This window comes from Xanthomonas dyei (genome assembly GCF_002939865.1).
Classification (GTDB): Bacteria; Pseudomonadota; Gammaproteobacteria; order Xanthomonadales; family Xanthomonadaceae; genus Xanthomonas; species Xanthomonas dyei.
The window spans coordinates 87,094-111,323 of record NZ_MDEE01000007.1 but is presented as its reverse complement, the minus strand read 5'-3'; the positions used below and the strand labels follow the sequence as shown (position 1 = coordinate 111,323).

Annotated in this window: 20 protein-coding genes and 2 other RNA genes; 9 read left to right on the top strand and 13 right to left on the bottom strand. The window is 63.5% G+C overall.

Annotated elements, in window-relative coordinates; genetic code table 11:
* Nucleotides 1-17: 17 nt before the first annotated feature.
* Nucleotides 18-491: a hypothetical protein gene (locus XdyCFBP7245_RS07495; protein ID WP_104615080.1), complete on the bottom strand. Its 474-nt coding sequence runs from the start codon at nucleotides 489-491 to the stop codon at nucleotides 18-20.
* Between the two features lie 653 nt (nucleotides 492-1,144).
* Here XdyCFBP7245_RS07495 and XdyCFBP7245_RS07490 point away from each other — a divergent pair.
* On the top strand, nucleotides 1,145-3,643 hold the full coding sequence (locus tag XdyCFBP7245_RS07490) for a hypothetical protein (RefSeq protein ID WP_146091653.1): 2,499 nt from the start codon (nucleotides 1,145-1,147) through the stop codon (nucleotides 3,641-3,643).
* 48 nt (nucleotides 3,644-3,691) lie between these two features.
* On the opposite strand, the gene glmS is transcribed toward XdyCFBP7245_RS07490, so the two are convergent.
* The gene (gene glmS, locus XdyCFBP7245_RS07485) at nucleotides 3,692-5,521 is read right to left on the bottom strand and encodes a glutamine--fructose-6-phosphate transaminase (isomerizing) (protein WP_104615078.1); all 1,830 of its coding nucleotides are present in this window, start codon (nucleotides 5,519-5,521) and stop codon (nucleotides 3,692-3,694) included.
* Between the two features lie 206 nt (nucleotides 5,522-5,727).
* Here glmS and XdyCFBP7245_RS07480 point away from each other — a divergent pair, with 206 nt between their 5' ends.
* The 7 genes from XdyCFBP7245_RS07480 (at nucleotide 5,728) to XdyCFBP7245_RS07450 (ending at nucleotide 13,804) form a co-directional block, all read left to right on the top strand.
* Nucleotides 5,728-6,999: an efflux RND transporter periplasmic adaptor subunit gene (locus XdyCFBP7245_RS07480; protein WP_104615077.1), complete on the top strand. Its 1,272-nt coding sequence runs from the start codon at nucleotides 5,728-5,730 to the stop codon at nucleotides 6,997-6,999.
* Nucleotides 7,000-7,046: 47 nt separating this feature from the next.
* The gene (locus XdyCFBP7245_RS07475; RefSeq protein ID WP_104615076.1) at nucleotides 7,047-7,766 is read left to right on the top strand and encodes an ABC transporter ATP-binding protein; all 720 of its coding nucleotides are present in this window, start codon (nucleotides 7,047-7,049) and stop codon (nucleotides 7,764-7,766) included.
* Between the two features lie 11 nt (nucleotides 7,767-7,777).
* Complete coding sequence (locus XdyCFBP7245_RS07470; protein WP_104615075.1) at nucleotides 7,778-9,073, top strand: ABC transporter permease; 1,296 nt, start codon at nucleotides 7,778-7,780, stop codon at nucleotides 9,071-9,073.
* A gap of 65 nt (nucleotides 9,074-9,138) precedes the next feature.
* Nucleotides 9,139-10,347, top strand: coding sequence for an ABC transporter permease (locus tag XdyCFBP7245_RS07465; protein ID WP_104615074.1), 1,209 nt, complete (start codon nucleotides 9,139-9,141; stop codon nucleotides 10,345-10,347).
* A gap of 120 nt (nucleotides 10,348-10,467) precedes the next feature.
* On the top strand, nucleotides 10,468-10,938 hold the full coding sequence (locus tag XdyCFBP7245_RS07460; RefSeq protein ID WP_228323578.1) for a PDZ domain-containing protein: 471 nt from the start codon (nucleotides 10,468-10,470) through the stop codon (nucleotides 10,936-10,938).
* Nucleotides 10,939-11,099: 161 nt separating this feature from the next.
* Entirely contained in the window at nucleotides 11,100-12,443 is a 1,344-nt protein-coding gene (locus XdyCFBP7245_RS07455; RefSeq protein WP_104615073.1) for a sigma-54-dependent transcriptional regulator, read from the top strand.
* A gap of 8 nt (nucleotides 12,444-12,451) precedes the next feature.
* The gene (locus XdyCFBP7245_RS07450) at nucleotides 12,452-13,804 is read left to right on the top strand and encodes a sensor histidine kinase (RefSeq protein WP_104615117.1); all 1,353 of its coding nucleotides are present in this window, start codon (nucleotides 12,452-12,454) and stop codon (nucleotides 13,802-13,804) included.
* Between the two features lie 133 nt (nucleotides 13,805-13,937).
* On the opposite strand, the gene XdyCFBP7245_RS07445 is transcribed toward XdyCFBP7245_RS07450, so the two are convergent.
* The 4 genes from XdyCFBP7245_RS07445 to XdyCFBP7245_RS07430 all read right to left on the bottom strand — a co-directional run bounded on the left by XdyCFBP7245_RS07445 (nucleotide 13,938) and on the right by XdyCFBP7245_RS07430 (nucleotide 16,665).
* On the bottom strand, nucleotides 13,938-14,858 hold the full coding sequence (locus tag XdyCFBP7245_RS07445; RefSeq protein WP_104615072.1) for a right-handed parallel beta-helix repeat-containing protein: 921 nt from the start codon (nucleotides 14,856-14,858) through the stop codon (nucleotides 13,938-13,940).
* A 15-nt stretch (nucleotides 14,859-14,873) separates the two neighbouring features.
* A non-coding RNA gene (locus XdyCFBP7245_RS07440) (sX9 sRNA) lies at nucleotides 14,874-14,949 on the bottom strand.
* Between the two features lie 195 nt (nucleotides 14,950-15,144).
* Nucleotides 15,145-16,509, bottom strand: a complete 1,365-nt coding sequence (glmU, locus tag XdyCFBP7245_RS07435) for a bifunctional UDP-N-acetylglucosamine diphosphorylase/glucosamine-1-phosphate N-acetyltransferase GlmU (RefSeq protein ID WP_104615116.1) — start codon at nucleotides 16,507-16,509, stop codon at nucleotides 15,145-15,147.
* An 80-nt stretch (nucleotides 16,510-16,589) separates the two neighbouring features.
* Nucleotides 16,590-16,665, bottom strand: a non-coding RNA gene (locus XdyCFBP7245_RS07430) — sX9 sRNA.
* A gap of 134 nt (nucleotides 16,666-16,799) precedes the next feature.
* Here XdyCFBP7245_RS07430 and XdyCFBP7245_RS07425 point away from each other — a divergent pair.
* Entirely contained in the window at nucleotides 16,800-17,186 is a 387-nt protein-coding gene (locus XdyCFBP7245_RS07425) for a GtrA family protein (RefSeq protein ID WP_104615071.1), read from the top strand.
* 406 nt (nucleotides 17,187-17,592) lie between these two features.
* Here the strand turns inward: XdyCFBP7245_RS07425 and XdyCFBP7245_RS07420 are convergent, their stop codons facing one another.
* The 7 genes from XdyCFBP7245_RS07420 to XdyCFBP7245_RS07390 form a co-directional block, all read right to left on the bottom strand.
* The gene (locus XdyCFBP7245_RS07420) at nucleotides 17,593-18,180 is read right to left on the bottom strand and encodes a chorismate mutase (RefSeq protein WP_104615070.1); all 588 of its coding nucleotides are present in this window, start codon (nucleotides 18,178-18,180) and stop codon (nucleotides 17,593-17,595) included.
* A 227-nt stretch (nucleotides 18,181-18,407) separates the two neighbouring features.
* Nucleotides 18,408-18,830, bottom strand: a complete 423-nt coding sequence (locus XdyCFBP7245_RS07415) for a F0F1 ATP synthase subunit epsilon (protein WP_002814084.1) — start codon at nucleotides 18,828-18,830, stop codon at nucleotides 18,408-18,410.
* Nucleotides 18,831-18,999: 169 nt separating this feature from the next.
* Nucleotides 19,000-20,406 (bottom strand): F0F1 ATP synthase subunit beta, encoded by a 1,407-nt coding sequence (gene atpD / locus XdyCFBP7245_RS07410; protein WP_104615069.1) that lies wholly within the window; start codon nucleotides 20,404-20,406, stop codon nucleotides 19,000-19,002.
* Between the two features lie 124 nt (nucleotides 20,407-20,530).
* The gene (gene atpG / locus XdyCFBP7245_RS07405; RefSeq protein WP_005992067.1) at nucleotides 20,531-21,394 is read right to left on the bottom strand and encodes a F0F1 ATP synthase subunit gamma; all 864 of its coding nucleotides are present in this window, start codon (nucleotides 21,392-21,394) and stop codon (nucleotides 20,531-20,533) included.
* A gap of 181 nt (nucleotides 21,395-21,575) precedes the next feature.
* Complete coding sequence (atpA, locus tag XdyCFBP7245_RS07400) at nucleotides 21,576-23,123, bottom strand: F0F1 ATP synthase subunit alpha (RefSeq protein ID WP_104615068.1); 1,548 nt, start codon at nucleotides 23,121-23,123, stop codon at nucleotides 21,576-21,578.
* 47 nt (nucleotides 23,124-23,170) lie between these two features.
* The gene (locus XdyCFBP7245_RS07395) at nucleotides 23,171-23,698 is read right to left on the bottom strand and encodes a F0F1 ATP synthase subunit delta (protein ID WP_104615067.1); all 528 of its coding nucleotides are present in this window, start codon (nucleotides 23,696-23,698) and stop codon (nucleotides 23,171-23,173) included.
* 3 nt (nucleotides 23,699-23,701) lie between these two features.
* Nucleotides 23,702-24,172, bottom strand: coding sequence for a F0F1 ATP synthase subunit B (locus XdyCFBP7245_RS07390; RefSeq protein WP_055847997.1), 471 nt, complete (start codon nucleotides 24,170-24,172; stop codon nucleotides 23,702-23,704).
* Nucleotides 24,173-24,230 lie beyond the last annotated feature (58 nt).

Here is a 24,230-nt window from a genome sequence, read left to right as displayed (position 1 = left end):
CTGCCCAGGCTCACTGCTCAGGCATGCAAGATCCCGCCCGCTCCAGGTTGCCAATTGGGTGGCGTGCGTAACGCAGCAAGGATGCGAACCAACTCGCGATAACTGTCGGCCAGTTGCGCGAACAGGCTTGCATCGCTGCAGCGGGTGTCGGCGACGTCGGAATAGGCGCCGCGCCCGAGATCGATGAAGTAGTCCACGCTGACCCGGCGGCGTTGTGCCAGGCCGGGAAACAGCCCGGCAATCAGCAGACAGCCATCGCCCACATCCCGCAACAAATCGGCACGCACACTGCCGACCTGCTCCTGCGCGTGCAACCACGCCAATGCCTGCGTGCGCGACAACAGATGCGCATCGCGCTGAAAGCGCAGCAACACGAAGACCAGATAATGCTCGCGCGACTCGTCCAGCGGACGTGCGATCCGCTGCCCCGCCTCGCGCACCAACGCCTGCCACAATTCGGCCGGCGCCCCCTGTTTGAAAGACTCGTGCATACGTCCTCCTGCGTGGTGTTGACCCTCGCAAGAAGCTTATGCATAACCTGAGCCAAAGCGTTGGCAGAGGCTGTGGTCGAGCGCCAGAAACCGCTGACCAAGCTGCTGCCGGCCGTCAGGCACGTATGGGCGTTGCGCGAATCGACCTGCGCTACTCGCAACAGCAGAGACGTCTGCGCCTCGCGACCACGGCACAACCACGGCGATGCACGCGCCACTCGCGATCGCTGCCTTGCCGATCGCATCGCATCGCATCGCATCGCATCGCAGAATGATTCCGTCGCGAGGGTGGATGGAAGCGAACGATTTCGCAGCGCGATGCGGCAGCGCGCGACCACCCCACATCGCCACCACATGCCTCAAAGAGTGACTTAACTCCCGCAGCGAGACATTGGAACCAAGCGAGCACAACTGTGTGACATCTGTTCGCATTCAAACAGCTATGCATCTCTAGGATGGCCGCTGCTCGGCGAGCCCCACGCCACTGAGCATCATGGTTCTGCGGTTCTAGCAGGTGCATGCGCGTGTGCGATGCACCGCTGTCGTCATCCAGCAACAACCGTTGAACCGTCTTGCACGATCCTTGCGCAACGCATCGCGTGGTGGTCGCACGTTCCGGAAGCCCTTCGCTTCCGCATCAGGAGTGATCCGACATGGGTGTAAAAACCTCCAAACTTACGACCTTTATCGCAGTGACCCTTTGCGTTGCCAGCACTGATGGCAGCGCATCCCAACGGCCTGATCTGGGCACTGACCAAGCACGCGCCGGACGCGCGGCTTCTCCTGCATCGCTTGCCTATCCACGGCATGACGAGGTGCCGCCAGGTACCGCAATGACGTTCTGGGCATCGCAGCCGGTCGATCGCAACGAGACGGTCGTCGTGAGCGGCGGCAATCTCAGCCCAACCGCCACAGTGCACCTTACCCGGCTCGATGATGGCGCAGTAGGCAGCCCATTGGATGTCGCCGACAGCAGCAATAGCGGTTGGATCGACGTGGTGCCGAGCCAGGCCACCGAGCAATCACTCAAGTTTCAGCTACCTGATCGCGCGCGCGGCGTCTACGCGTATCGGATCGTCACCGGCAGCGGGACCGGTGCGACAACGCTGGTGAATGCGCCGGATATCTGGTTCGTGCAAGGCAACGTCGGCGGTGGCGCGTCTCCAGGCGGCAGACTCAACGTCTTCGGCACGGCACTGGGCAGGATGTCGGCATCGAGCCAACTGGTACGGATCGCATTGGTCAGAAACGGAAGCGTGCAGCGAATCCTGAGCGCAGATCCCTCCAATCCGAAGGAAGGCATGTATGTGCAGAGTTTTGCCATTCCCGCCGACGTGCCGCCAGGCGATTATGAGCTGTATCTACACAATGGCTCCGGTGGCCCAAGCGCATGGAGCCGTTATCAGAATTTCGGCAGCGGACCGGATCGCACGGCGCCGCGCACTACCATCACCAGCATCAACATCGGGTATGCCACCAATTGGCCGCAAACCCGATGCAACGTCGCGCCGCCCATCGGCAACGGCGCTTCGGACGACGCCAGCTTTGCGGCCGCATTCGCCTGCGCGGCCAATGCAAAGGGTGGCGTGGTGTCCATTCCTGCGGGCAGCTACACCTTGTCCGGCCGAGGCTTCGACAACATCCCCAACCACACCGTCATCGCAGGTGCGGGCAAACAGGCAACCGTGCTGAACTTTCCGCAGGTGGTCGGCAGCAAGGATGCACAGGCGGTGATCTTCAAGGGTGGCTCCACTGCCTACAACCAGGCCAAACAACCTAAATGTGGCCGCCCGATCAATTATGCCGCTGGCGTGTATGGCGTACGCGATCTCTCCATCAACGCGCCGGAACTGCGCGAAGGCAGTGCAATCCTGTTCGAACACATGTCCGTCGAAGACCTGCACTCGATCCCGTTCGTACGCGACTCAATCATCACACTCGGCAAGCCGTCAGATCGGACAAGAACCGATCCGCACACGACCGGCATCAAGGCCAGCGATACGTCCAACTTGCAGATCACCGGCAACGACATCACCAGTAGCAAACCGATTTTCATGGACGGCAATGTGTATGGCGTGACAGTGCAGGGCAATACCTTGCGTTGGCACGAGACGGCGCTGGCGTTCAACCACGACGCGCAGAACGCGCTCATCACCCACAACAGGAACATTTCCGCAGGGGCGCCCTATTACGGTACACCGTCGGAACTGCAATTCAGCGCGCCAAGCCGGGATGTGTATTACGCCAACAACGCCAATCAATACCAAGTCGACGCCGAGCCCCCACCGTGGCAGCTCACGATGGACGAAGGCACGGGCAACTACTTCGGGAAGGCTGCTGCGGTCTCGGGGAAGCAACTGACATTGGCAAGGCAAGCCATCGATGTGGCGTACCGCTGCGATGCCGACGGCAACTCAGCGATGATCGTCGCTGGAAGAGGCACCGGACAGCAGCGCTACCTGACAGGCAACCCGCTGACTCTCGGCAACACCGTCACCCTAGACAGCGCCTGGCAGATCCCCCCTGATCAGCAATCGGATCTGAGCATCGTGACGACCAATGGCAGGATGCTGTTCGTCAACAACGATTACAACGGGTCCGGCCCTGTCACCAACTTCTATCCATCCGCTGAGGTGATCCATGCGTACAACCGTTTTAATCGCTTCGGCGGGAGCCTGGTGCAGGCGAACGGTTTTTACACCGATGCCCAAGCGCTGCTACCCGGTTGGCATTCGCAAATGCTCAACAATGAGGTCACCGCCGAGGCGACGACGAATCCATTGTCGTCGCAAGACTCGACCGCAACGTTCAACGTACAAGGCAGCAATTGGATGATCACCCAAGGCGATCTGCAGAACCGCACGTACACCGGCTCCGTTCTCAGTACCGCCATCATCCGCAACAACCGGTTTGCCACCGGTGCGAGCGGCAGCGTTGGGCTGTGGGATCGGGTGAGCAATTCGCTGCTAGAGAACAACATCGTCCCGGCGTTTCGAATTCAGAATGAAAACGTCAAAGACTCGCTGATCCGCGCCAATCGCACTGCAGGCGGAGGCGAACCGCAGCGCTTGATCAATGAGCCCCGCCCTGGCAACGGCAACGTGCTTTGCACAAGCACTGACGCCAGCACCTGCGCGGTACTGAACCGCTAGCGCGCACTCCCGGATGGACGCCGGCGCTGCACGCACGCAGCGCTGGCGTTACTCCACCGTCACCGACTTGGCCAGGTTACGCGGCTTGTCCACGTCGGTGCCGCGTGCCAGTGCGGTGTGATACGCCAGCAATTGGACCGGGATGGTGTGGATCACCGGCGACAGCACGCCGGCATGGCGCGGGGTGCGGATCACGTGCACGCCTTCGGACTCGCTGAAGTGGCTGTCCTGGTCGGCGAATACGAACAGCTCGCCGCCGCGTGCGCGCACTTCCTGCATATTGGATTTGACCTTTTCCAGCAGCCGGTCGTTCGGTGCGATCACCACCACCGGCATCGCCGCATCCACCAGCGCCAGCGGGCCGTGCTTCAACTCGCCGGCCGGATACGCTTCGGCGTGGATATAGGAGATTTCCTTGAGCTTGAGCGCGCCTTCCAGCGCGATCGGGTAATGCAGGCCACGGCCGAGAAACAGCGCATTTTCCTTCGGTGAGAAGCGCTCGGCCCAGGCCATGATCTGCGGTTCCAGATTCAAGGCGTGTTGCACGCTGCCGGGCAGGAAGCGCAGCTGCTCCAGATAATCGGCCTCTTCAGCCTCGCTGATGCGGCCCTGCAGCTTGCCCAGCACCATGGTGAGCTGGAACAGCACCGCCAGCTGGGTGGTGAAGGCCTTGGTCGAGGCCACCCCGATTTCGGCGCCTGCGCGTGTGTAGCAAACCAGTTCGCTGGCGCGCGGGATCGCGCTCTCGGGCACGTTGCAGATCGACAACGTATGCAGATGGCCCAGCGATTTTGCGTATTTCAGCGCCTCCATCGTATCCAGCGTTTCGCCCGACTGCGAAATGGTGACGATCAGATGCTTGGGATTGGCGTACGCGGCGCGGTAACGGTATTCGCTGGCGATCTCCACGCTGCACGGCAGCCCGGCAATGGCTTCGATCCAGTAGCGCGCGGTCATGCCGGCGTAATAGCTGGTGCCGCAGGCCAGGATCTGCACGCCTTCGACATCGCGCAACACCGCTTCGGCGTTGGCGCCGAACAGCGACGCCGGGAAGCCCTTCGCATCGATCGCCGCTTCGATGGTATCGGCCAGCGCGCGCGGCTGCTCGTGGATTTCCTTCTGCATGAAATGGCGGAACGGCCCCAGCTCCAGCGATGCCAGCGACACATCGGACAGATGCAGCGAGCGCTCGACCGGCGCGTCGTTGGCATCGAAGATGCGCACGCCCTCGCGACGCAGCTCGGCGGTATCGCCTTCTTCCAGGAAGATCACCTGACGGGTGGCCTGCACGATGGCCGAGACATCGGAGGCGACGAAGTTTTCGCCCTCGCCCACGCCGATCAACAACGGGCAGCCCATGCGCGCACAGACGAACCGTTCCGGCTCGGCCTGGCTCATCACCGCCAGCGCGTAGGCGCCGGTAAGTTCCTTGACCGTGCGCTGCAGCGCGCTGAGCAAATCGCCCGCGCCGGCCAGGTGGTGATGGATCAGATGCGCGATGACTTCGGTGTCGGTCTGCGACTCGAAGGTGTAGCCGAGCGCACGCAGCTTTTCGCGCTGTTCTTCGTGGTTTTCGATGATGCCGTTATGCACCAGCGCCACGCCGGCACTGATGTGCGGGTGCGCGTTGGCTTCGGTGACGCCGCCGTGGGTGGCCCAGCGCGTATGGCCGATACCCAGCGTTGCGCCGAACTGTTCGGCCTGCGCCGCCTGCGCCATCTCGACCACCCGCCCGGTCCGCCGCACCCGGCGCACCTGCGCGCCATCGAGCACCGCAATACCTGAAGAATCGTAGCCCCGGTATTCCAGGCGCTTGAGTCCTTCGATCAGGACCGGGACCACATCGCGCCCGGCGATCGCTCCGACAATGCCGCACATAGGGACAGCTCATGAGGAAAGAAGGCCGACATTTTAGCGTGTCCGCTGTTGTCCACTGCATGACCGTGCCCGGACAGCGTGTCCGCGCCGGTGTCCGCGGACACTGCGGACACTCGCCTGACCGCCTCGAATTTCTTTTATATCAATCACTTGGATGTTGGCACGCACCCTGCTTTCTCAACCCGACGCCACCGAGCACGCCGACCATGATTCGTGATACTTCTGCCCAGGACCAGGTTCTCCGCACCCACGCCGGCAACGCGCCGTGGCGTCGTTGGCTGTGGCCCGGCGTCGCCACCGTGGCGGTGCTGGCCGGTATCGGTTGGGCGATCAGCGCGTGGAGCGCGGGCAGCAGTTCGTTCGATGCCAGCCGGGTGCGGATCGCCACGGTGAGCCAGGGCGATCTGGTGCGCGACATCGCCGCCGACGGCCGGGTGATCGCCGCCAACAGCCCGGTGCTGTACGCCATCTCGGCCGGCACAGTAACGCTGAGCGTGGTGGCCGGCGATGTGGTCAAGCAGGGCCAGGAGCTGGCGCGCATCGACAGCCCCGAGCTACGCAGCAAGCTGGCGCAGGAACAAGCCACGTTGGCCGGACTGGAAGCCGAGTCCAGCCGCGCAGGGCTGGACGCCACGCTCGCCCGTGCCAACGCCAGCAAGCTCACCGACCAGGCCAAGATCGACAAGCAGGCCGCCGCACGCGACCTGGAGCGCTATCAGCGCGGCTTCGATGGCGGCGCGGTGCCGCAGGTGGAGCTGGCCAAGGCGCAGGACACCTTGAAGAAAACCGACATCGATTTGCAGCACGCCGAGCGGGATGCGTCGTTGAAGAGCCAGGGTGCGGATCTGGATTCGCGCAACAAACGTTTGCTGGCCGACCGCCAACGCGCCGTGGTGGCCGAAGTGCAACGCCAGGTCGACGCACTCACGCTGCTGTCGCCGTTCGATGGTCAGGTCGGCCAGGTGCAGGCGGTGCAACACACCCAGGTGGCGGCGAACGCACCGATCCTGGGGGTGGTGGATCTGTCCAAGTTCGAAGTGGAGATCAAGGTGCCGGAAAGCTTCGCGCGCGATCTGGCGATCGGCATGCCGGCCCAGCTCACCAGCGGCAGCGGCGAACCGTTCCCCGGCGCCATCTCGGCGGTGTCGCCGGAAGTGGTCAACGGCGAAGTCACCGCACGCATCCGCTTTGCCGACAAGCAGCCGCCGGGGCTGCGCCAGAGCCAGCGCATGAGCGCGCGTGTGGTGATGGATACGCGTCGCAATGTGCTCAAGGTCGAGCGCGGCCCGTTTGTCGAGCAATCCGGCGGCAGCTACGCCTACGTGATGGAGGGCAATACCGCGGTGCGCCGCCCCGTGCGCATCGGCGTCAGCAGCCTGGGCGAAGTGCAGGTGCTGTCCGGGCTGCAGGTCGGCGACCGCGTGGTGGTGTCCGGTGCAGATAATTTTGGCGACGCGCCGCGCGTCACCGTTCACTGATTCGTTCAATCCTCTTCGTCGCACTCTCTTTCGCAAAGGAATCGGCAATGCTCAAGATGCAAGCGGTCTCCAAGGTCTTCCGCACCGAACAGGTGGAAACGCACGCGCTGCGCTCGTTGGACCTGCATGTGCGCGAAGGCGAATTCGTCGCGGTGACCGGGCCGTCGGGTTCGGGCAAGACCACCTTCCTCAACCTGGCGGGACTGCTGGAGACCTTTACCAGCGGGCAGTATCTGCTGGATGGCGAAGACGTCAGCCATCTCTCCGACGACGCGCGTTCGCGGCTGCGCAATCAGAAGATCGGTTTCATCTTCCAGGGCTTCAATCTGATCCCCGACCTCAACCTGTTCGACAACGTCGACGTGCCGCTGCGCTATCGCGGCATGCCCGCGTCCGAGCGCAAGCAGCGCATCGAAGAAGCCTTGACCAAAGTCGGGTTGGGTTCGCGCCTGAAGCATTACCCCACCGAACTGTCGGGCGGCCAGCAGCAGCGCGCCGCCATTGCACGCGCGCTGGCCGGCAGCCCACGCCTGCTGCTGGCCGACGAACCCACCGGTAACCTCGACTCGCAAATGGCACGCGGGGTGATGGAGCTGTTGGAAGAAATCAACAGCCAGGGCACCACCATCGTGATGGTCACCCACGACCCGGAACTGGCCGCACGCGCGCAGCGCAACGTGCACATCGTCGACGGCCAGGCCACCGATCTGGAACGCAATCCCAGCCTGATGCGCGCGCCCGCCGCCACTGCAAGCCTGGCCGAATGAGGAGCGCCCCCATGTTCGGCTATTACTTCAATCTCGCGCTGCGCAGCTTCCGCCGCAACAAGGTGCTCACCGCGCTGATGGTGCTAGCGATCGCGCTGGGCATCGGCGCCAGCATGACCACCTTGACGGTGTTCTACATCCTGTCTGGCGATCCGCTGCCCGGCAAGAGCCAGACCATCTTCATTCCGCAACTGGATGCACGCTCGCTTGATCACCGGAGTACGGAAGCACTCGAGCAGTTCACACGGTTCGACGCAGAAGCCTTGCTCCGCGAGAAACGCGCCGATCGACAGGCGATGATGAGCGGCGGTGACGTTGCTGTGGAACCGGACAATGCATCCTTGCGACCGTTTTCGCTTGACGCGCGCTACACCTCTACCGATTTTTTCCCGATGTTCGACGCGCCTTTTCTCTATGGCGGCGCCTGGTCGACCAGCGATGACGGCAGCCGCGCGCGCGTGGCAGTGCTGTCAGAAACGCTGAACAAGAAGCTCTTCAACGGCGAAAACAGCGTGGGCCGCACCGTGCGCGTGAATCGCAACGCGTTGCGCGTCGTCGGTGTCCTCAAGGACTGGCGTCCGACTCCGAAATTTTACGACCTCAACAAGGGGAGCTATGCCAAGCTCGAACAGATCTTCATTCCCTTCAGCACCGCGATGGAGTTGAAATTTGCCACCAGTGGCTCGCGTTCCTGCTGGGGGTCGAGCAGCGCGGAGAAAAAAGGCATCGATGAGCCCTGTGTATGGGTCCAGTATTGGGTCCAGCTGGACACTCCCCAGAAGGCCATCGCTTATCGCCAATACCTGGAAAACTATTCCGATCTGCAACGGCGTGCCGGTCGCTTCGAGCGACCCAACAATGTAGAGCTGCGTAGCCTGATGGAATGGCTGGACTTCATGAAAGTGGTGCCCAGCGATGTCCGCCTGCAGACCTGGCTTGCATTCGGGTTTCTGCTGGTCTGCCTGGTCAACACCATCGGCCTGATGCTGGCCAAATTTTTGCGGCGCAGCGGGGAGATCGGTGTGCGCAGGGCGCTTGGCGCGACCAAACGCAGCATCTTTGCGCAAGCGCTGGTGGAGGCCGGGACGATCGGATTGACCGGCGGCCTGCTGGGTCTCGGCCTGGCCGGCCTGGGGCTCTGGGCCGTACGACAACAGCCCAGCAGCTACGCCGATCTCGCGTATCTGGATCCAGCCATGCTGCTGAGCACCTTTGTGATGGCTCTGCTCGCCAGCATCCTGGCTGGAATGCTGCCGGCATGGCGAGCCTGCCAGGTCGCGCCGGCCATTCAACTCAAGTCCCAGTGACGCCTTGGCGTCAGGTACGACCTTCGTCGCATCGGACGCAGCCAGCAACCAGAAAGGACACTCTCATGGAAATCCGCCCCATCCTGTCCACGCTGCAACGGCACAAGACCGCTGCTGCGTTGATCGTGCTTGAGATCGCACTGAGCTGCGCCATCATCTCCAACGCGTTGTTCCTCATCGGCAACCGGATAGAGCGTATACAGCGCCCCAGCGGCCTGGCCGAAAACGAAATCGTGAGCATCAGCATCGCTGGCATCGGCGAAGATCAAAACGCCAATGCACTGACCGAAACCGACCTGGCTGCGCTACGCAACATCCCGGGAGTGAAGTTTGCCTCCTCGGTCAGCCAGGTCCCGTTCGGCGATAACATGTGGGTCACCGGTATCAACCTGACCGCTGATCAACGGGTCCCGACCGCTGACCTCAACGCCTACACCGGCGATTCCCAAATGCTCGATACGCTCGGCCTGCGGCTGGTGCAGGGGCGGCGTTTCACCGAAGGCGAATTCAACTGGAGCAATGACAAGAAGGCCACGGTTCCCAGCGTCATCCTGACCAAGAGCGCAGCGGAAAAATTGTTTCCCGGGCAATCAGCATTGGGTAAATCCATCTACACCGGGGACACGCCGAGCAAGATCGTCGGCATCGTGGAGCACCTGGCGCGTGTCAACGACTACGGTGGGGCGACTGTCTACGACGACTCGATGCTGTCCCCTGTCAAAATTGCCTACAGCGAGGGACATCGTTACCTGCTGAGGACCGATCCGGACCGACGCCAGGAGGTATTGCGTCAAGCGGTCGCGATCCTGGAGAAGAACAGCAACAGTCGCATCATCCAGAAGAAAAAGACGCTGGAAGAAATGCGTCGCGACTTCTATCGCCAGGATCGCTCCATGTCCTGGCTGCTGGTCACCATGAGCATCGCCCTGCTGATCGTCACCGCGCTGGGCATCGTCGGTCTTGCCAGCTTCTGGGTGCAGCAGCGCACCAAGCAGATCGGCATTCGCCGTGCACTGGGCGCCACGCGCGGGCAGATCCTGCGCTACTTCCAGATCGAGAATTTCCTGTTGGCCTCGATCGGGATCGTGCTCGGCATGTTGATGGCCTACTCGATCAACCTGTGGTTGATGGCGCGCTACGAATTGCCACGCCTGCCGTTGATCTACCTGCCGATCGGCGCGCTCATATTGTGGCTGCTGGGCCAGATCGCCGTGTTCTGGCCCGCACGTCGCGCGGCGCTGGTGCCGCCGGCAGTCGCTACCCGCAGCGCCTGAGCAGGCCATGGGACGCTGCCTCAAGCCCATCACCACACCCTGGCGCCCGGCGATGCCGGCCGCAGGTCAACTGCGCATGCCGACAAACCGCGATACTTCCCTCCCAAGGACTCTCTCCCTATGCGTCAGATCGTCTATCCCCGCAGCGTCGCCGCTGTACTCGCCATCGCTGCGATGAGCGGCGCGCTGCATGCCGGCAGTGACGCCTCCGTACGCCCCACTGCGCAGACGCGTAGCCAAGTGACTGAGCGCACCGCACTGCGCATCGACGATCATCAGCTGCGCTGGCGCCACAACGCACAGACGCTGGTGCTGACCGCCACAGACGCCGGCCTGCTGGTCACGCAGGCCAGCGAGTCGCTGGCACTGCAGCTGCGCAAGGGCGATACCCTGCGCGCAGCCGATGGCCGCGGCATCGCCACCGTGGAAGAACTGCTGCACGCATTACGCGCTGCAGCCGGCCGTCCAGTGCAGGTCCAGGTGGCACGCGGTCAGGCACCCTTGAGCCTTACCTGGACCGCGCAGATGTATGCATCGCTGCTGCCACCATTGCCGCCTGCGCCACCGGCACCACCACAAGCGCTGCGGTAGCCATCGCTTGCAGCCGGGGCACGCGCGCCAGCCTGTCGCAAGTCCAGCGTCAACTACTCCGGCGCATTGCCCCGTCGCAACGTCCGTTGCCATCGACACCGGCTTGCGCCGTATGCTGTGGCGAGCACCTCCCCCGATACCTTTCGCCTTTCGAGCGCGCAATGCCGCAGATCCTGATCATCGACGACAACACCGCCGTGGCCACCGCGCTGGAGGTGCTGTTTTCGTTGCACGACATCGAAGCGCGGCATGCGTCATCGCCGCAAGCCGGATTGGCGCTGCTGGACGAGCAGGCGTTCGATCTGGTGATCCAGGACATGAACTTCACCGCCGACACCACCTCCGGTGAAGAAGGCGAGGCGCTGTTTACCCAGATCCGCCAGCGTCATCCGGATCTGCCGGTGATTTTGCTCACCGCCTGGACCCATCTGGGCAGTGCGGTAGGCCTGGTCAAGGCCGGCGCCGCCGACTACATCGCCAAACCGTGGGACGACACCAAGCTGCTGACCACGGTCAACAATCTGCTCGAACTCTCCGAAGCGCGGCGCGAACTCGCACGCCGTCGCGAACGCGAGCACCGCGGCCGCGAGCAACTGACCCAGCGCTACGATTTGCGCGGCGCGGTCTTCGCCGACCCCGCCAGCGAGCGGGTCATCGCGCTCGCCTGCCAGGTCGCACGCTCGGAACTCCCTGTGCTGATCACCGGCCCCAATGGCAGCGGCAAGGAAAAGATCGCCGAGATCATCCAGGCCAACTCGGCGACCAAACATGGCCCCTTCATCGCGCTCAATTGCGGCGCCCTGCCGGGCGACTTGATCGAGGCAGAATTGTTCGGTGCCGACGCCGGCGCCTATACCGGTGCCAACAAGGCGCGCGAAGGCAAGTTCGAAGCGGCCGATGGCGGCACGCTGTTCCTGGACGAAATCGGCAACCTGCCGCTGGCGGGCCAGATGAAACTGCTGCGCGTACTGGAAACCGGGCGCTATGAGCGGCTGGGTTCCAATCGCGAGCGGCATGCCAAGGTGCGCGTGATCAGCGCCACCAATGCCGACCTGCAGTCGATGATCCGCGATGGCAGCTTCCGCGAGGATCTCTACTACCGCCTCAACACCGTGGAGATCGCGCTGCCCGCACTGGCCGAGCGTCCGGGCGACATCGCGCCACTGGCCGAGCATTTCCTGGCGGGCGGCAAGCCGTTGTCTGCACAGGCGCGCGATGCGCTGCAACGGCACGCGTGGCCGGGCAATGTGCGCGAGCTGCGCAACGTGCTGCAACGTGCGTCGCTGCTCGCGCAAGGTGCGCGCATCGAAGCCAGCGATCTGAACCTGCCACGCGCCGCAGCGGCGCGGCCGGTGGCGGCAGTCGCCGGCGAGCCCGATCGCGCGCGCATCGAACAGGCGTTGGCGCGCGCGCAAGGCGTGATCGCCCAGGCCGCCGCCGACCTGGGACTGAGCCGGCAGGCGCTATATCGGCGCATGGACCGTTACGGCATCAAATCGGAATGAATCTCCGCATGCGGCATCGTTCCTTCACACTCACCCTGTTCTTACGGCTGTTGCCGGTGCTGGCACTGGCCGCCGCGCTGCCCTGGTTCATCGCGTACTGGCTGGATCGCGGCTGGCAGGTGGCTGCGATTTCGGTCGTCGTTTTGCTGGCCGCGATGTGGTTCAGCCTCAACCGCGCCACCGCACCGATGCGCTCGTTGTTCCGCGCGCTGGCCGGCACCACCAGCAGTTACCGCGATGGCGAATACAACTTCGGCGTGTATTGGCGCGGCACCGACGAACTGGCGCAGTTGGTGCAGGCACATGCCGAACTCGGCGACGTGCTACGCGCGCAGCGGCGCGATCTGGTGCAGCGCGAATTGATGCTCGACACCATGCTGCAGAACACGCCTGTCGCGATGCTGTTGGTGGTGGCCGGCGGCGATGGGCTGCGCCGCATCGGCTTTTCCAACAACGCCGCGCGCAAACTTCTCTACGGGGGACGCAAGCTCGAAGGCCAGCATCTGGACGATGTGCTCGAACGCATGCCTGGCGAGCTGCGCGACGCATTGGCACGCGGCGGCGACTGCCTGTTCGCTGTGCGCGAGGATGGCGATGACGAAGACGATGAGCAGATCTATCACCTGTCGCGGCGCAGCTTCCACCTCAATGGTCGCGGCCATGAATTGCTGTTGATCCGCACCCTGACCACCGAATTGCGACGGCAGGAAGTGCAGACCTGGAAGAAGGTCATCCGCGTGATCAGCCACGAATTGAATAACTCGCTCGCACCGATCGCCTCGCTGGCGCATTCCGGCGCCGAGCTGCTACGGCGCGAACGCACCGACCGCCTGGGCACGGTTTTCGAAACCATCGAAGAACGCGCGCGTCATCTGGAAGGCTTTATTCGCGGCTATGCGCGCTTTGCCAAGCTGCCGCAGCCGCAATTGCAGACCATCGCCTGGGCGCCATTTCTCGAACGCCTGCAACAGCAGATCCCGTTCCAGATGCAGGGCGAGATCAGCGATGTCAGCAGCCGCATCGATGCAGCGCAGATCGAACAGGCCATGCTCAATCTGCTCAAGAACGCACATGAGGCCTGCAGCGAAGCGCAGCCGCCCAATAGCGACGTCGCCGTGCGCGTGACACGCGTATCGCAGTGGCTGCGGATCGAAGTGCTTGATCGCGGTAATGGCATGAACGAAGCGGTCTTGCACAATGCCCTGATGCCGTTCTACTCGACCAAACGCAATGGAACCGGGCTGGGGCTTGCGCTCACCCGCGAGATTGCCGAAGCGCATGGCGGGCGTATTTCGCTGCACAACCGCGAGCACGGCGGCCTGTGCGTGACCTTGTTGCTGCCCTCGGCATCGGCTGCGTAGTCAACCACATTCGACACGATCGAACGCGCCTTCTAGCGCAGCGTACTGATCGTTTGCCGGGTCCGGCGGGCCACCCAATGCGCAGGTAGTCGCTGCAACAAACGCGCACAATCGCGTTGCGATCACAGCGTCGTCAATCGGGCTTCGACGTACCGCGTTCAGCGATGCGCGGTCGTTTGAGCGCACCACATGCATCGTCTGCCCCAGTGGTACGTGTCGCCTCAATGGCGCGGTAATACCCGATACCCACGGTATTGCCAACAAACTCACCGCCCTGCGACGGGCACTCGCCATCGGCTTTGAACCAATCCGAAAACGCGGCGTACTTGCCGGCCCTGAGAAAGTGGTTACCGCCGACATAGGTCCGGTCCGAGGCATCGCGCGTGCGTATTGCGTCGCCGTTGACGTCCACAAACGTATTGCCCTCGATCCGGTTACCGGACGAGTGCCGCGCCAGATACAGCGCATGGATGAAACCCGAGGTGTCGGTATCGTTTTCGATCGACACAAAGCGATTGTGTTCGATGCGGTTGTCGCGCGACTGTTGCAGCCGGATCGCTGCAAACGAATACGCGGCCTCGTCACTGCGGCCGTAGCGCCCGCCGATCCGCTCGAACTGCATGTTGCGGATCGTGTTGCCGCCATTGCCGTCCTCACCGGCCTTGCTGCTACCCAGATCCAGCGCCATCCAGTAATTGCGGACCTTCAACCCATCGAAGGTCAGCCGCGTCGGCGCATTTCGACCACCTTTCAAGGCGAACCAGGTCGCGCCACCGCGCCCGTCGAAGAGCGGCGGGCTGGCAGCGCCGGGAGCGGCGATAAAACGGATGGGCGCGCCGTTGGCAAAGGTCCATTGCACCGACTGTTGAAGATAGGTGCCCGGGGCGATCACCACTTCCACCTCCCCTGCCGGTCGTCGTTCGACCAGGCGTTGCTGGGCAGCACCGAGACTGCGCAATGCGGTCGAAGGTTCGGTACCTGCCGCCGCATCGTCGCCATCGGGCGCCAGATACAGCCGGTAACTGGCAGCCGCTGCAGTACCCGGCTGCAGCATCAGCACGCCAAGAGCGGGTAACAACACGTAGCGAGGAATCGTCATGTGGTTACGGACAGCGCACAGGAGCCGGAGTGCAGGCGTGGTCCATGCCGCTTCCGAGAAAAGGCCACGCCCGCCTGACGGCTGCACAGTCGGGTGTTGGCCGCTCTCAGGAGCAGGATCAATAACGTGTCTGGTCGTCGCTGCATCGTGCACCTTCAGTCGTTACCCGCGGCACAGCCAAGCATCGCCGTGCTGCGGCTGCGTAGCGTCACCCACCCGCGCACCACGACACCACTCCATGCTACTTCTTGGTCGGCCGCTCCCAGCCTTCGATCACGGTCTGACGCGGCCGCGCCACGCTGAGCTGGCCGGCCGGCGCGTCGCGGGTGATCACAGAGCCGGCACCGATGGTGGCATTGGCGCCGATCTCGATCGGCGCCACCAACGCGCTGTTGGAGCCGACGAACGCGTTATCGCCGATGGTGGTCTGCGACTTGTTCACGCCATCGTAGTTGCAGGTGATGGTCCCGGCGCCGATGTTGACCTTGCTGCCGATCGTTGCATCGCCCAGGTAAGTGAGGTGGTTGGCCTTGCTGCCCACCCCCATCGTGACCTTCTTGGTCTCGACGAAGTTGCCGATATGCACCCCATCGGCCAACAGCGTGCCCGGACGCAACCGCGCGAACGGGCCGATCATTACCGCACCCTCGGTCACCACGCCTTCCAGATCGCAGTGCGCACGTACTTGCGTGCCGGCACCCAGCGTCACATCGCGCAAGCGTACGAACGGGCCAATCACCACGTCATCGCCCAGCGTCACATCGCCTTCCAGAATCACATCGATGTCCAGTTGTACATCGCGCCCCACCTGCACCGTGCCGCGCTGCTCCACGCGCGCCGGGTCGGCCATGCGCACGCCCTGCAGGCATAACGCACGCGCCGCACGCAGCTGCCAGGCGCGTTCGAGCTGAGCGAGTTGCCAGGGGTCGTTGGCACCTTCCACATCCTGTGGGTCGCCCACATGCACCATGTCGGCCGGGGTGAAGTCGCCGGCGGCGCTGGCAAACACGTCGGTGAGATAGAACTCGCCCTGCGCATTGTTGTTGGACAAGCCACCCAGCCAACGCCGCAGTGCAGTGGATTCGGCGGTGAGGATGCCAGTGTTGATGGTGCGGATGCGTCGCTGCTCGTCGTTGGCGTCCTTCTGCTCGACGATCGCCGCCACCTTGCCTTCGGCATCGCGCAGGATGCGTCCGTAGCCGGTGGGGTTGGCAAGCTCGGCCACCAGCACCGCCATCCGGCCGGGCGCATGCAGCAACTGCAGCAGGCTCTCGCTCTGGATCAGCGGCACATCGCCGTACAGCACCAGCACGGTGGCCGCATCCGGAATCGCATCCATCGCCTGCTGCACGGCGTGGCCGGTGCCCAGTTGCTGCTGTTGCTCGGCCCACTGCAGATCGGCCTGCCCGGCAAATGCCGCGCGCACCTGATCGCCGCCGTGCCCGTAGACGATATGGATCGCGGCCGGCTGCAGCTGCCGTGCGGTGGCGATGACATGCGCCAACATCGGCTGGCCCGCCAACGGCTGCAGCACCTTGGGCAGGGACGAGCGCATGCGCTTGCCCTCGCCCGCAGCCAGGATCACGACGTGCAGGGGCAGGGTCATCAAGAATTCCAAAGGCGGGAGATAGGCCAAATTCTAGTCGCAGCCATGCAAAACCGCGTGCTTGATCGATGTCTTAGAGCGGCTAACAACACGTAGCGAGCAGTCGTCAGGTGGGTGCGGGCGGCGCGGAGGAACCGGAGTGGACGAGTGGTACATGCCGCACCGAGCACCGGCCGCGCCCGCCTGGCGGTGAGCACAGTCGTTTTGTTAGCTGCTCTTAAACACGCGATGACAACTTTTTTAGCACTGCGGCCGCTAGGATGGGCGCCCTTTCTTCGTCCCCGTCACGCATGAGCCTGTTCCGCCAAGGCAGCCAGTTCACCCTGATTGGCGGCCTGCAATTGGCCGTGGATTGCGGCATCTTCATCGCCGCCACCGCCGCCGGCATGCCGACGGTGCCGGCCAATCTGCTCGGGCGCATCAGCGGCGCGGTGCTGGGTTTCTGGCTCAACGGCCGCTACACCTTCGCCCAGCAGGGCGGCGGCGCGCGGCTGGGCTGGCAGCGCTTCCGCCGCTTTGCGGTGATGTGGCTGGCGTTGACGCTGATCAGCACCTGGCTGCTGTCGGCAACGGTGGATCTGGTCGGCCTGCGCCAGGCCTGGCTGGCCAAGCCACTGGTCGAAGGCGGGCTGGCGATCGTGTCGTTCTTTCTCGGCCGGCATGTGGTGTATCGCTGAGGGCGCGCGGCAAGCGAGGTTGGAGCGCGCGCCAGCGTGCGTCGTCAAACCAAGGTGGCCGGCTGTTTACCGTTTCATGCTGCCAAGCAACGCGCGCACTGCTGGCGCTTGCCAAGCTTGAGCTGCGCACATGCGACGTGATCGAGGCTCAAGCCCATGTACCGCCCTTGGGTACCCCGGCGACAGCACACCCAATCTGCTGCGGGAACCGGGCAGCCACCACGCGGGGCACCTTGCCCCGCTGGCGACTTCATCACCCGATTACGTGTCCAGCCCTATTGCGATCGAGGTGGAAGCCGCGCGGCACGATGCGGCGGCGTGGTCGCTTAGAAAGTGCGTCGACCTTGCCGATACATCATCACCGCAAGCGCGTTGCCTCGCCACGCACTGCAGCAACAACGCCGCGCTAGCTCTTGGCGGGTGCCTGCTGGCAAAAGTCGCCCAGGCCACGCACCAGTGCCGCACGGTGCAAGGCATCCAGCTGCCATTGCGCCGCGTAGTGCGACGCGGACCGTGCCGTGTTGGCGGCGCATTGCGGTGCCGAGCGCGCCGCTGCGGCATCGGCCAGCGCATCGAGCAACTCGCCCTGCAGTTGGTCCAGGCGCGCGCGCAGTGCGGCCAGATCCGGGCGTGCGGTGTCCGGCGCACGCCCACGTTCGTGCCAATGGTTCAGCAGCGCGTACTGCACCGATTTATTGGCCTCGATCTGCGCCGCAAAGAAGCGCGCTGCATCGTCGGCATCCAGTCCATGCGCCGGCGCCTGATCGCGCACGCTCTGCAGCACCGCCGCTTCGCGCGCCTGGTCCAGTACCGGCTTGCCGCTATCCCACTTGCTCAGCGCCACCGCATCGCCGATCGCATTGCGTTGCACGATGCGATCCAGCAGCGGATCCAGCGGCGGCTGGCTGCGTGCCGGAAGCGCGCAGCCCAGCAGTGCAACCGCAAGCGTGCAAGTCAGTGCATAACCGCGGAAGCCATCGATCGAGCGAGTCATGGGGTGTCCTCAATGTCGGGGGTGATCATGCCATGGCGCAATGAAGCGCTGCATGGCAACCATGCCACGCAGTGTGCGCGCTGTCGGCAACACGCGGCCTTGTGCCACGCAGGCGCATCTCCAAAAACGAAAACGCCGACACGAAGGTCGGCGTTTTCAATCCACATCTGCATCCGGCATTACAGCTGAAGCAAGTCGCTTGCCCACGCAATGGGCCAGGCGATCGATCAGTGCTTGAGGGTGCGTCGCAACCGCTCCAGCGCCTGCAACTGCACCGTCGCCTCGGCCAGCTGACGCTGCGCCTGCGCCACGTCCACCGTGTCGCCACGGTTGGCCAGCAGACGCTCGGCTTCTTCCTTGACCTTGCGAACTGCAGCCTCATCGATGTCCTGCGCACGCACCGCGGTGTCGACCAGCACGGTCACCACCTGCGGCTGCACTTCCAGGATGCCGCCGGAGATGGCGAAATCCAGCTGTTCGCCACTGGCGGTGGTGACCACCACCTTGCCCGGCTTCAGGCGGGTGATCAGCGGCGCGTGCTTGGGCGCAATGCCCAGCTCGCCCAGTTCGCCGGTGGCCACGACCAGCGTCGCCTCACCGTGGAAGATTTCCTTCTCGGCGCTGACGATGTCGCAACGAATAGTGCTCATGGTGCCTCACTGTAGTGAGGCGGGGAATCGGGAATCGGGAGTCGGGAATCGGAAGAGCGCATGACTGCGCGCACTTCCAGATTCTCGTGACTTCCAACTCACCTAAAACCCGCCTTTACGATTCCCGATTCCCGATTCCCGATTCCAGCCGCATGGCGGCTGGGATCAATCAGGCCTTGGTGCTCATCTTGTTGGCTTTCTCGACGGCCTCTTCGATGCTGCCGACCATGTAGAACGCCTGCTCCGGCAGGTGGTCGTATTCGCCATCGCAGATCGCCTTGAAGCCACGGATGGTGTCCTTCAGCGACACGTACTTGCCCGGCGAGCCGGTGAACACTTCGGCCACGTGGAACGGCTGGCTGAAGAAGCGCTCGATCTTGCGTGCGCGCGACACCGACTGCTTGTCTTCTTCGCTCAGCTCGTCCATACCCAGGATCGCGATGATGTCCTTCAGTTCCTTGTACTTCTGCAAGGTCTGCTGGACGCGCTGGGCGGTGTCGTAATGCTCGTGGCCGATCACCAGCGGGTCCATCTGGCGGCTGGTGGAATCCAGCGGATCCACGGCCGGGTAGATGCCCAGCGAGGCGATGTTACGGCTCAGCGTGACGGTGGAATCCAAGTGGGCGAAGGTGGTCGCCGGCGATGGGTCGGTCAGGTCGTCCGCAGGCACGTACACGGCCTGGATCGAGGTGATCGAACCGCTCTTGGTCGAGGTGATGCGCTCCTGCAACACGCCCATTTCTTCGGCCAGGGTCGGCTGGTAACCCACCGCCGACGGCATACGGCCGAGCAGCGCGGACACTTCGGTACCGGCCAGCGTGTAGCGGTAGATGTTGTCGACGAACAACAACACGTCCTTGCCCTTGCCGTTCTCGTCCTTCTCGTCGCGGAAGTACTCGGCCATGGTCAGACCGGTCAGCGCCACGCGCAGACGGTTGCCCGGCGGCTCGTTCATCTGGCCGTACACCATCGCGACCTTGTCCAGAACGTTGGAGTCCTTCATCTCATGGTAGAAGTCGTTGCCCTCGCGGGTACGCTCGCCCACGCCGGCAAACACGGACAGACCCGAGTGCGCCTTGGCGATGTTGTTGATCAGTTCCATCATGTTGACGGTCTTGCCGACGCCGGCGCCGCCGAACAGGCCGACCTTGCCGCCCTTGGCAAACGGGCACATCAGGTCGATGACCTTGATGCCGGTTTCCAGCAATTCGGTGCTGGACGACTGGTCTTCGTACGACGGTGCGGCGCGGTGGATTTCCCAATGGTCCGATGCCTGCACCTCGCCAGCTTCGTCGATCGGACGACCCAGCACGTCCATGATGCGACCCAGCGTACCCGCACCGACCGGCACCGAAATGGCACGCTCGGTGTTGGTCGCCAACAGGTTGCGCTTCAGGCCGTCGGTGGAGCCGAGCGCAATGGTGCGCACCACGCCGTCGCCGAGCTGCTGCTGCACTTCCAGGGTGATGGCGGTGCCCTCGACCTTCAGCGCGTGATAGACCTTGGGTACTTCATTGCGCTGGAACTCGACGTCGACGACCGCGCCGATGATCTGAACGATCTTGCCCTGACTCATTTGGATAACTCCACTCATGTCTGTTCGATTCTTGTGTCGGGAATGGGAAATCGAGAATGGGGAATGGGAAGATCAAGAGCACCGAAGCCTTGCCTATTCCCGTTTCACGATTCTCCATTCCCGGCTAGACAGCGGCCGCGCCGCTGACGATTTCCGAAATTTCCTGGGTGATCGCCGCCTGACGTGCCTTGTTGTAGACCAGTTGCAAGGTGCCGATCATCTTGTTGGCGTTGTCGCTGGCGGCCTTCATCGCCACCATGCGCGCGGCATGTTCGGATGCCACGTTTTCCAGCACGGCCTGGTACACCAGCGACTCGATGTAACGCGTCATCACGTGCTCCAGCACGGTCGCGGCATCGGGTTCGTACAGGTAGTCCCAATCGTGATGCGCCACCTTGTGCTCGGCGGCCGGCAGCGGCAGCAGCTGATCGAAGCTGGCCTTCTGCGTCATGGTGTTCACGAAGCGGTTGTAGACCAGATACACGCGGTCCACCTTGCCGTCGATGTAGGCATCGATCATCACCTTGATCACACCAATCAGCTGCTCGACCTGCGGGCTGTCGCCCAGGTGGGTCACGCTGCCGACCATGTTGACCTTGATGCGACGGAAGAACGCCGAGGCCTTCTGACCGATGGTCACCACGTCGATCTCGGCGCCCTTGTCCTGCCACGGGCGCACTTCGCCCAGCATCTTGCGGAACAAGTTGTTGTTCAGACCACCGGCCAGGCCGCGGTCGGAAGAGATCACGATGTAACCGACCCGCTTGACCTGCTCACGCTCGACCAGAAACGGATGCTGGAAATCGGTGCTGGCCTGCGCCAGATGCCCGATCACCTGCTTCATCGCCTGCGCATACGGACGCGAGGTCTTCATGCGCTCCTGCGCCTTGCGGATCTTGGAGGCCGAGACCATTTCGAGCGCGCGCGTCACCTTGCGGGTGTTCTGCACGCTCTTGATCTTGGTTTTGATTTCGCGTCCGCCTGCCATTGCTCGCTCCGCTCGTGAGAATCGGGAATCGGGAATCAGGAATGGCCAGAGCCTCCCGCGTCCCACTTCACGACTCTCTAATTCCTAAATCTGGGATTCGGCAGCGGTGATTCGACATGGGCCAACGCCCCGAACCACCGCTCCTACAAATCCCGAATGCCCAATCCCCAATCCCGGCGCCTTACCAGGTGCCGGTGGTCTTGAACTCTGCGATGCCCTTCTTGAACGCGGCTTCGATGTCGTTGTCCCAACCGCCGGTGCTGTTGACCTTGTCGATCAACTCGCCCTGGGTGTTGGCGAAGTGCGCGTGCAGGCCTTCTTCGAACGCCAGCAGCTTGTTGACCGGCACTTCATCGAGGTAACCCTCGTTGACGGCGTAGATCGACAGCGCCTGGTTGGCGATGGACATCGGTGCGTACTGCTTCTGCTTCATCAGCTCGGTGACGCGCTGACCGCGCTCGAGCTGCTTGCGGGTGGCTTCGTCCAGGTCCGAGGCGAACTGCGCGAACGCCGCCAGCTCGCGGTACTGCGCCAGCGAGATACGGATGCCGCCGGACAGCTTCTTGATGATCTTGGTCTGGGCCGCACCACCGACGCGCGACACCGAGATACCGGCGTTCACGGCCGGGCGGATACCGGCGTTGAACAGGTCGGTTTCCAGGAAGATCTGGCCGTCGGTGATCGAGATCACGTTGGTCGGCACGAACGCGGAGACGTCGCCGGCCTGCGTTTCGATGATCGGCAGCGCGGTCAGCGAGCCGGTCTTGCCGGTCACCGCACCGTTGGTGAACTTCTCCACGTATTCCTCGGACACGCGCGCGGCGCGCTCCAGCAGGCGGGAGTGCAGATAGAACACGTCGCCCGGATAGGCTTCGCGGCCCGGCGGGCGCTTGAGCAGCAGCGAGATCTGGCGGTAGGCCACGGCCTGCTTGGACAGATCGTCGTACACGATCAGCGCGTCTTCGCCGCGGTCCATGAAGTACTCGCCCATGGTGCAGCCGGCATACGGGCTGATGTACTGCATCGCGGCCGATTCGGACGCGGTCGCAGCCACCACCACGGTGTGCGCCAGCGCGCCGTTTTCTTCGAGCTTGCGTACGATATTGGCAACGGTCGAGGCCTTCTGGCCGATCGCCACATACACGCACTTGATGCCGGTGCCCTTCTGGTTGATCACCGCATCGATCGCCAGCGCGGTCTTGCCGGTCTGGCGGTCGCCGATGACCAGCTCGCGCTGGCCGCGGCCGATCGGGATCATCGCATCGACCGACTTGTAACCGGTCTGCACCGGCTGGTCGACCGACTTACGCCAGATCACGCCCGGCGCAACGCGCTCGACCGGTGCGGTCTGGGTGGCGCCCAGGGGGCCCTTGCCGTCGATCGGCTCGCCCAGTGCGTTGACCACGCGGCCCAGCAGTTCCGGACCCACCGGCACTTCCAGGATGCGGCCGGTGGTCTTGGCCACGTCGCCTTCGCGCAGGTTTTCGTAATCGCCCAGCACCACGGCGCCGACCGAATCGCGCTCCAGGTTCAACGCCAGGGCGAAGGTGTTGTTGGGCAGTTCGATCATTTCGCCCTGCATCACGTCGGCCAGGCCGAAGATGCGCACGATGCCGTCGGACACGCTGGTCACGGAGCCTTCGTTGCGCGACTCCGCGGACAGCTTGACCGTCTCGATGCGGGTCTTGATCAGGTCGCTGATTTCGGAGGGGTTGAGCGTGGTTGCCATCGTTCAGTCCTAGGTGCCGGCCGCGAGGGCCATGCGTTTATGTGAATTCAGTGGGCGAGCGAGCTTTGCAGACGCGCGAGCTTGCCCTTCAGCGAGCCGTCGATGACCACGTCGCCGGTGTCGATCACCGCGCCGCCGATCAGCGATGCATCCACCGCGGTGGTGATGTCCACCTCGCGGCCAAAACGCTTCTTCAGTGCAACGGCGATCGTATCCAGCTCGGCCGCGGTCATTTCAGTTGCCGAGGTCACGGTCGCCTTGACGACGTGTTCGGCCTCGGCGCGCAGCTGTTCGTACAAGCCTGCGATTTCCGGCAGCGCCGACAAACGCTGCGCATCGGCCAGCAGGCCGAGGAAACGCAGATAGTCTTCGCTCGCCTGCGGCGGCGCCAGCAACGTCACTGCCTGTTCCTGGCGCAGGGCCGGGTTGAGCAGCAGCGCAGCCACGCGCGGATCGCCAGCCACCTGCGCCGAAAACGCCAGCGCATCGGACCAGGGCGCGAACGTACCGCCCTCACGCGCGATTGCAAACGCGGCACGGCCGTAGGGACGGGCAAGTGTGAGGGCCTGACTCATCGATTAAATCTCCGCCGCCAGCTCGTCGAGCAGCGCCTTGTGGGCGTTGGCATCGATTTCGCGCTTGAGCAGCTTCTCGGCGCCGCTGACCGCCAGCACCGAGATCTGCTTGCGCAGTTCTTCACGGGCACGGGTGGCAGATGCGTCGATTTCGGTCTGGGCCAGATCCTTCTGACGGTTGGCTTCGGCAATCGCCTCGAGCTTGGCCGCTTCGATGATCTGGTTGGCGCGCGCATGGGCCTGATCGATGATCTCGTTGGCCTTGGTGCGTGCGTCTTTCAGTGCTTCGTTGACCTTTTCCTGCGCCTGCGCCAGATCTTTCTGGCTGCGATCGGCTGCGGCCAGACCTTCAGCGATCTTTTGCTGACGCTCTTCGATCGCCTGCAGCAGCGGCGGCCAGATTTTGGTCGCGACGATCCAGATCAGACCGGCGAAGGCCAGCGCCTGGGCAAAGATGGTAAGGGTGATATCCATGGGTCGCTCAATCGCTGTTTAGGGGTGAAAGCGCCGCCGCAGTGGCGACGCTTTCCGA

Coding starts and splice junctions, on each gene's coding strand:
- XdyCFBP7245_RS07490 (WP_146091653.1), top strand. CDS start 1,145: ATGGGTGTAAAAACCTCCAAACTTACGACCTTTATCGCAGTGACCCTT.
- XdyCFBP7245_RS07420 (WP_104615070.1), bottom strand. CDS start 18,180: ATGACTCGCTCGATCGATGGCTTCCGCGGTTATGCACTGACTTGCACG.
- atpG (WP_005992067.1), bottom strand. CDS start 21,394: ATGGCAGGCGGACGCGAAATCAAAACCAAGATCAAGAGCGTGCAGAAC.
- XdyCFBP7245_RS07480 (WP_104615077.1), top strand. CDS start 5,728: ATGATTCGTGATACTTCTGCCCAGGACCAGGTTCTCCGCACCCACGCC.
- XdyCFBP7245_RS07390 (WP_055847997.1), bottom strand. CDS start 24,172: ATGGATATCACCCTTACCATCTTTGCCCAGGCGCTGGCCTTCGCCGGT.
- XdyCFBP7245_RS07455 (WP_104615073.1), top strand. CDS start 11,100: ATGCCGCAGATCCTGATCATCGACGACAACACCGCCGTGGCCACCGCG.
- XdyCFBP7245_RS07460 (WP_228323578.1), top strand. CDS start 10,468: ATGCGTCAGATCGTCTATCCCCGCAGCGTCGCCGCTGTACTCGCCATC.
- XdyCFBP7245_RS07450 (WP_104615117.1), top strand. CDS start 12,452: ATGCGGCATCGTTCCTTCACACTCACCCTGTTCTTACGGCTGTTGCCG.
- XdyCFBP7245_RS07470 (WP_104615075.1), top strand. CDS start 7,778: ATGTTCGGCTATTACTTCAATCTCGCGCTGCGCAGCTTCCGCCGCAAC.
- atpD (WP_104615069.1), bottom strand. CDS start 20,406: ATGAGTCAGGGCAAGATCGTTCAGATCATCGGCGCGGTCGTCGACGTC.
- atpA (WP_104615068.1), bottom strand. CDS start 23,123: ATGGCAACCACGCTCAACCCCTCCGAAATCAGCGACCTGATCAAGACC.
- glmU (WP_104615116.1), bottom strand. CDS start 16,509: ATGACCCTGCCCCTGCACGTCGTGATCCTGGCTGCGGGCGAGGGCAAG.
- XdyCFBP7245_RS07395 (WP_104615067.1), bottom strand. CDS start 23,698: ATGAGTCAGGCCCTCACACTTGCCCGTCCCTACGGCCGTGCCGCGTTT.
- XdyCFBP7245_RS07465 (WP_104615074.1), top strand. CDS start 9,139: ATGGAAATCCGCCCCATCCTGTCCACGCTGCAACGGCACAAGACCGCT.
- XdyCFBP7245_RS07445 (WP_104615072.1), bottom strand. CDS start 14,858: ATGCTGCAGCCGGGTACTGCAGCGGCTGCCAGTTACCGGCTGTATCTG.
- XdyCFBP7245_RS07495 (WP_104615080.1), bottom strand. CDS start 491: ATGCACGAGTCTTTCAAACAGGGGGCGCCGGCCGAATTGTGGCAGGCG.
- XdyCFBP7245_RS07415 (WP_002814084.1), bottom strand. CDS start 18,830: ATGAGCACTATTCGTTGCGACATCGTCAGCGCCGAGAAGGAAATCTTC.
- XdyCFBP7245_RS07425 (WP_104615071.1), top strand. CDS start 16,800: ATGAGCCTGTTCCGCCAAGGCAGCCAGTTCACCCTGATTGGCGGCCTG.
- glmS (WP_104615078.1), bottom strand. CDS start 5,521: ATGTGCGGCATTGTCGGAGCGATCGCCGGGCGCGATGTGGTCCCGGTC.
- XdyCFBP7245_RS07475 (WP_104615076.1), top strand. CDS start 7,047: ATGCTCAAGATGCAAGCGGTCTCCAAGGTCTTCCGCACCGAACAGGTG.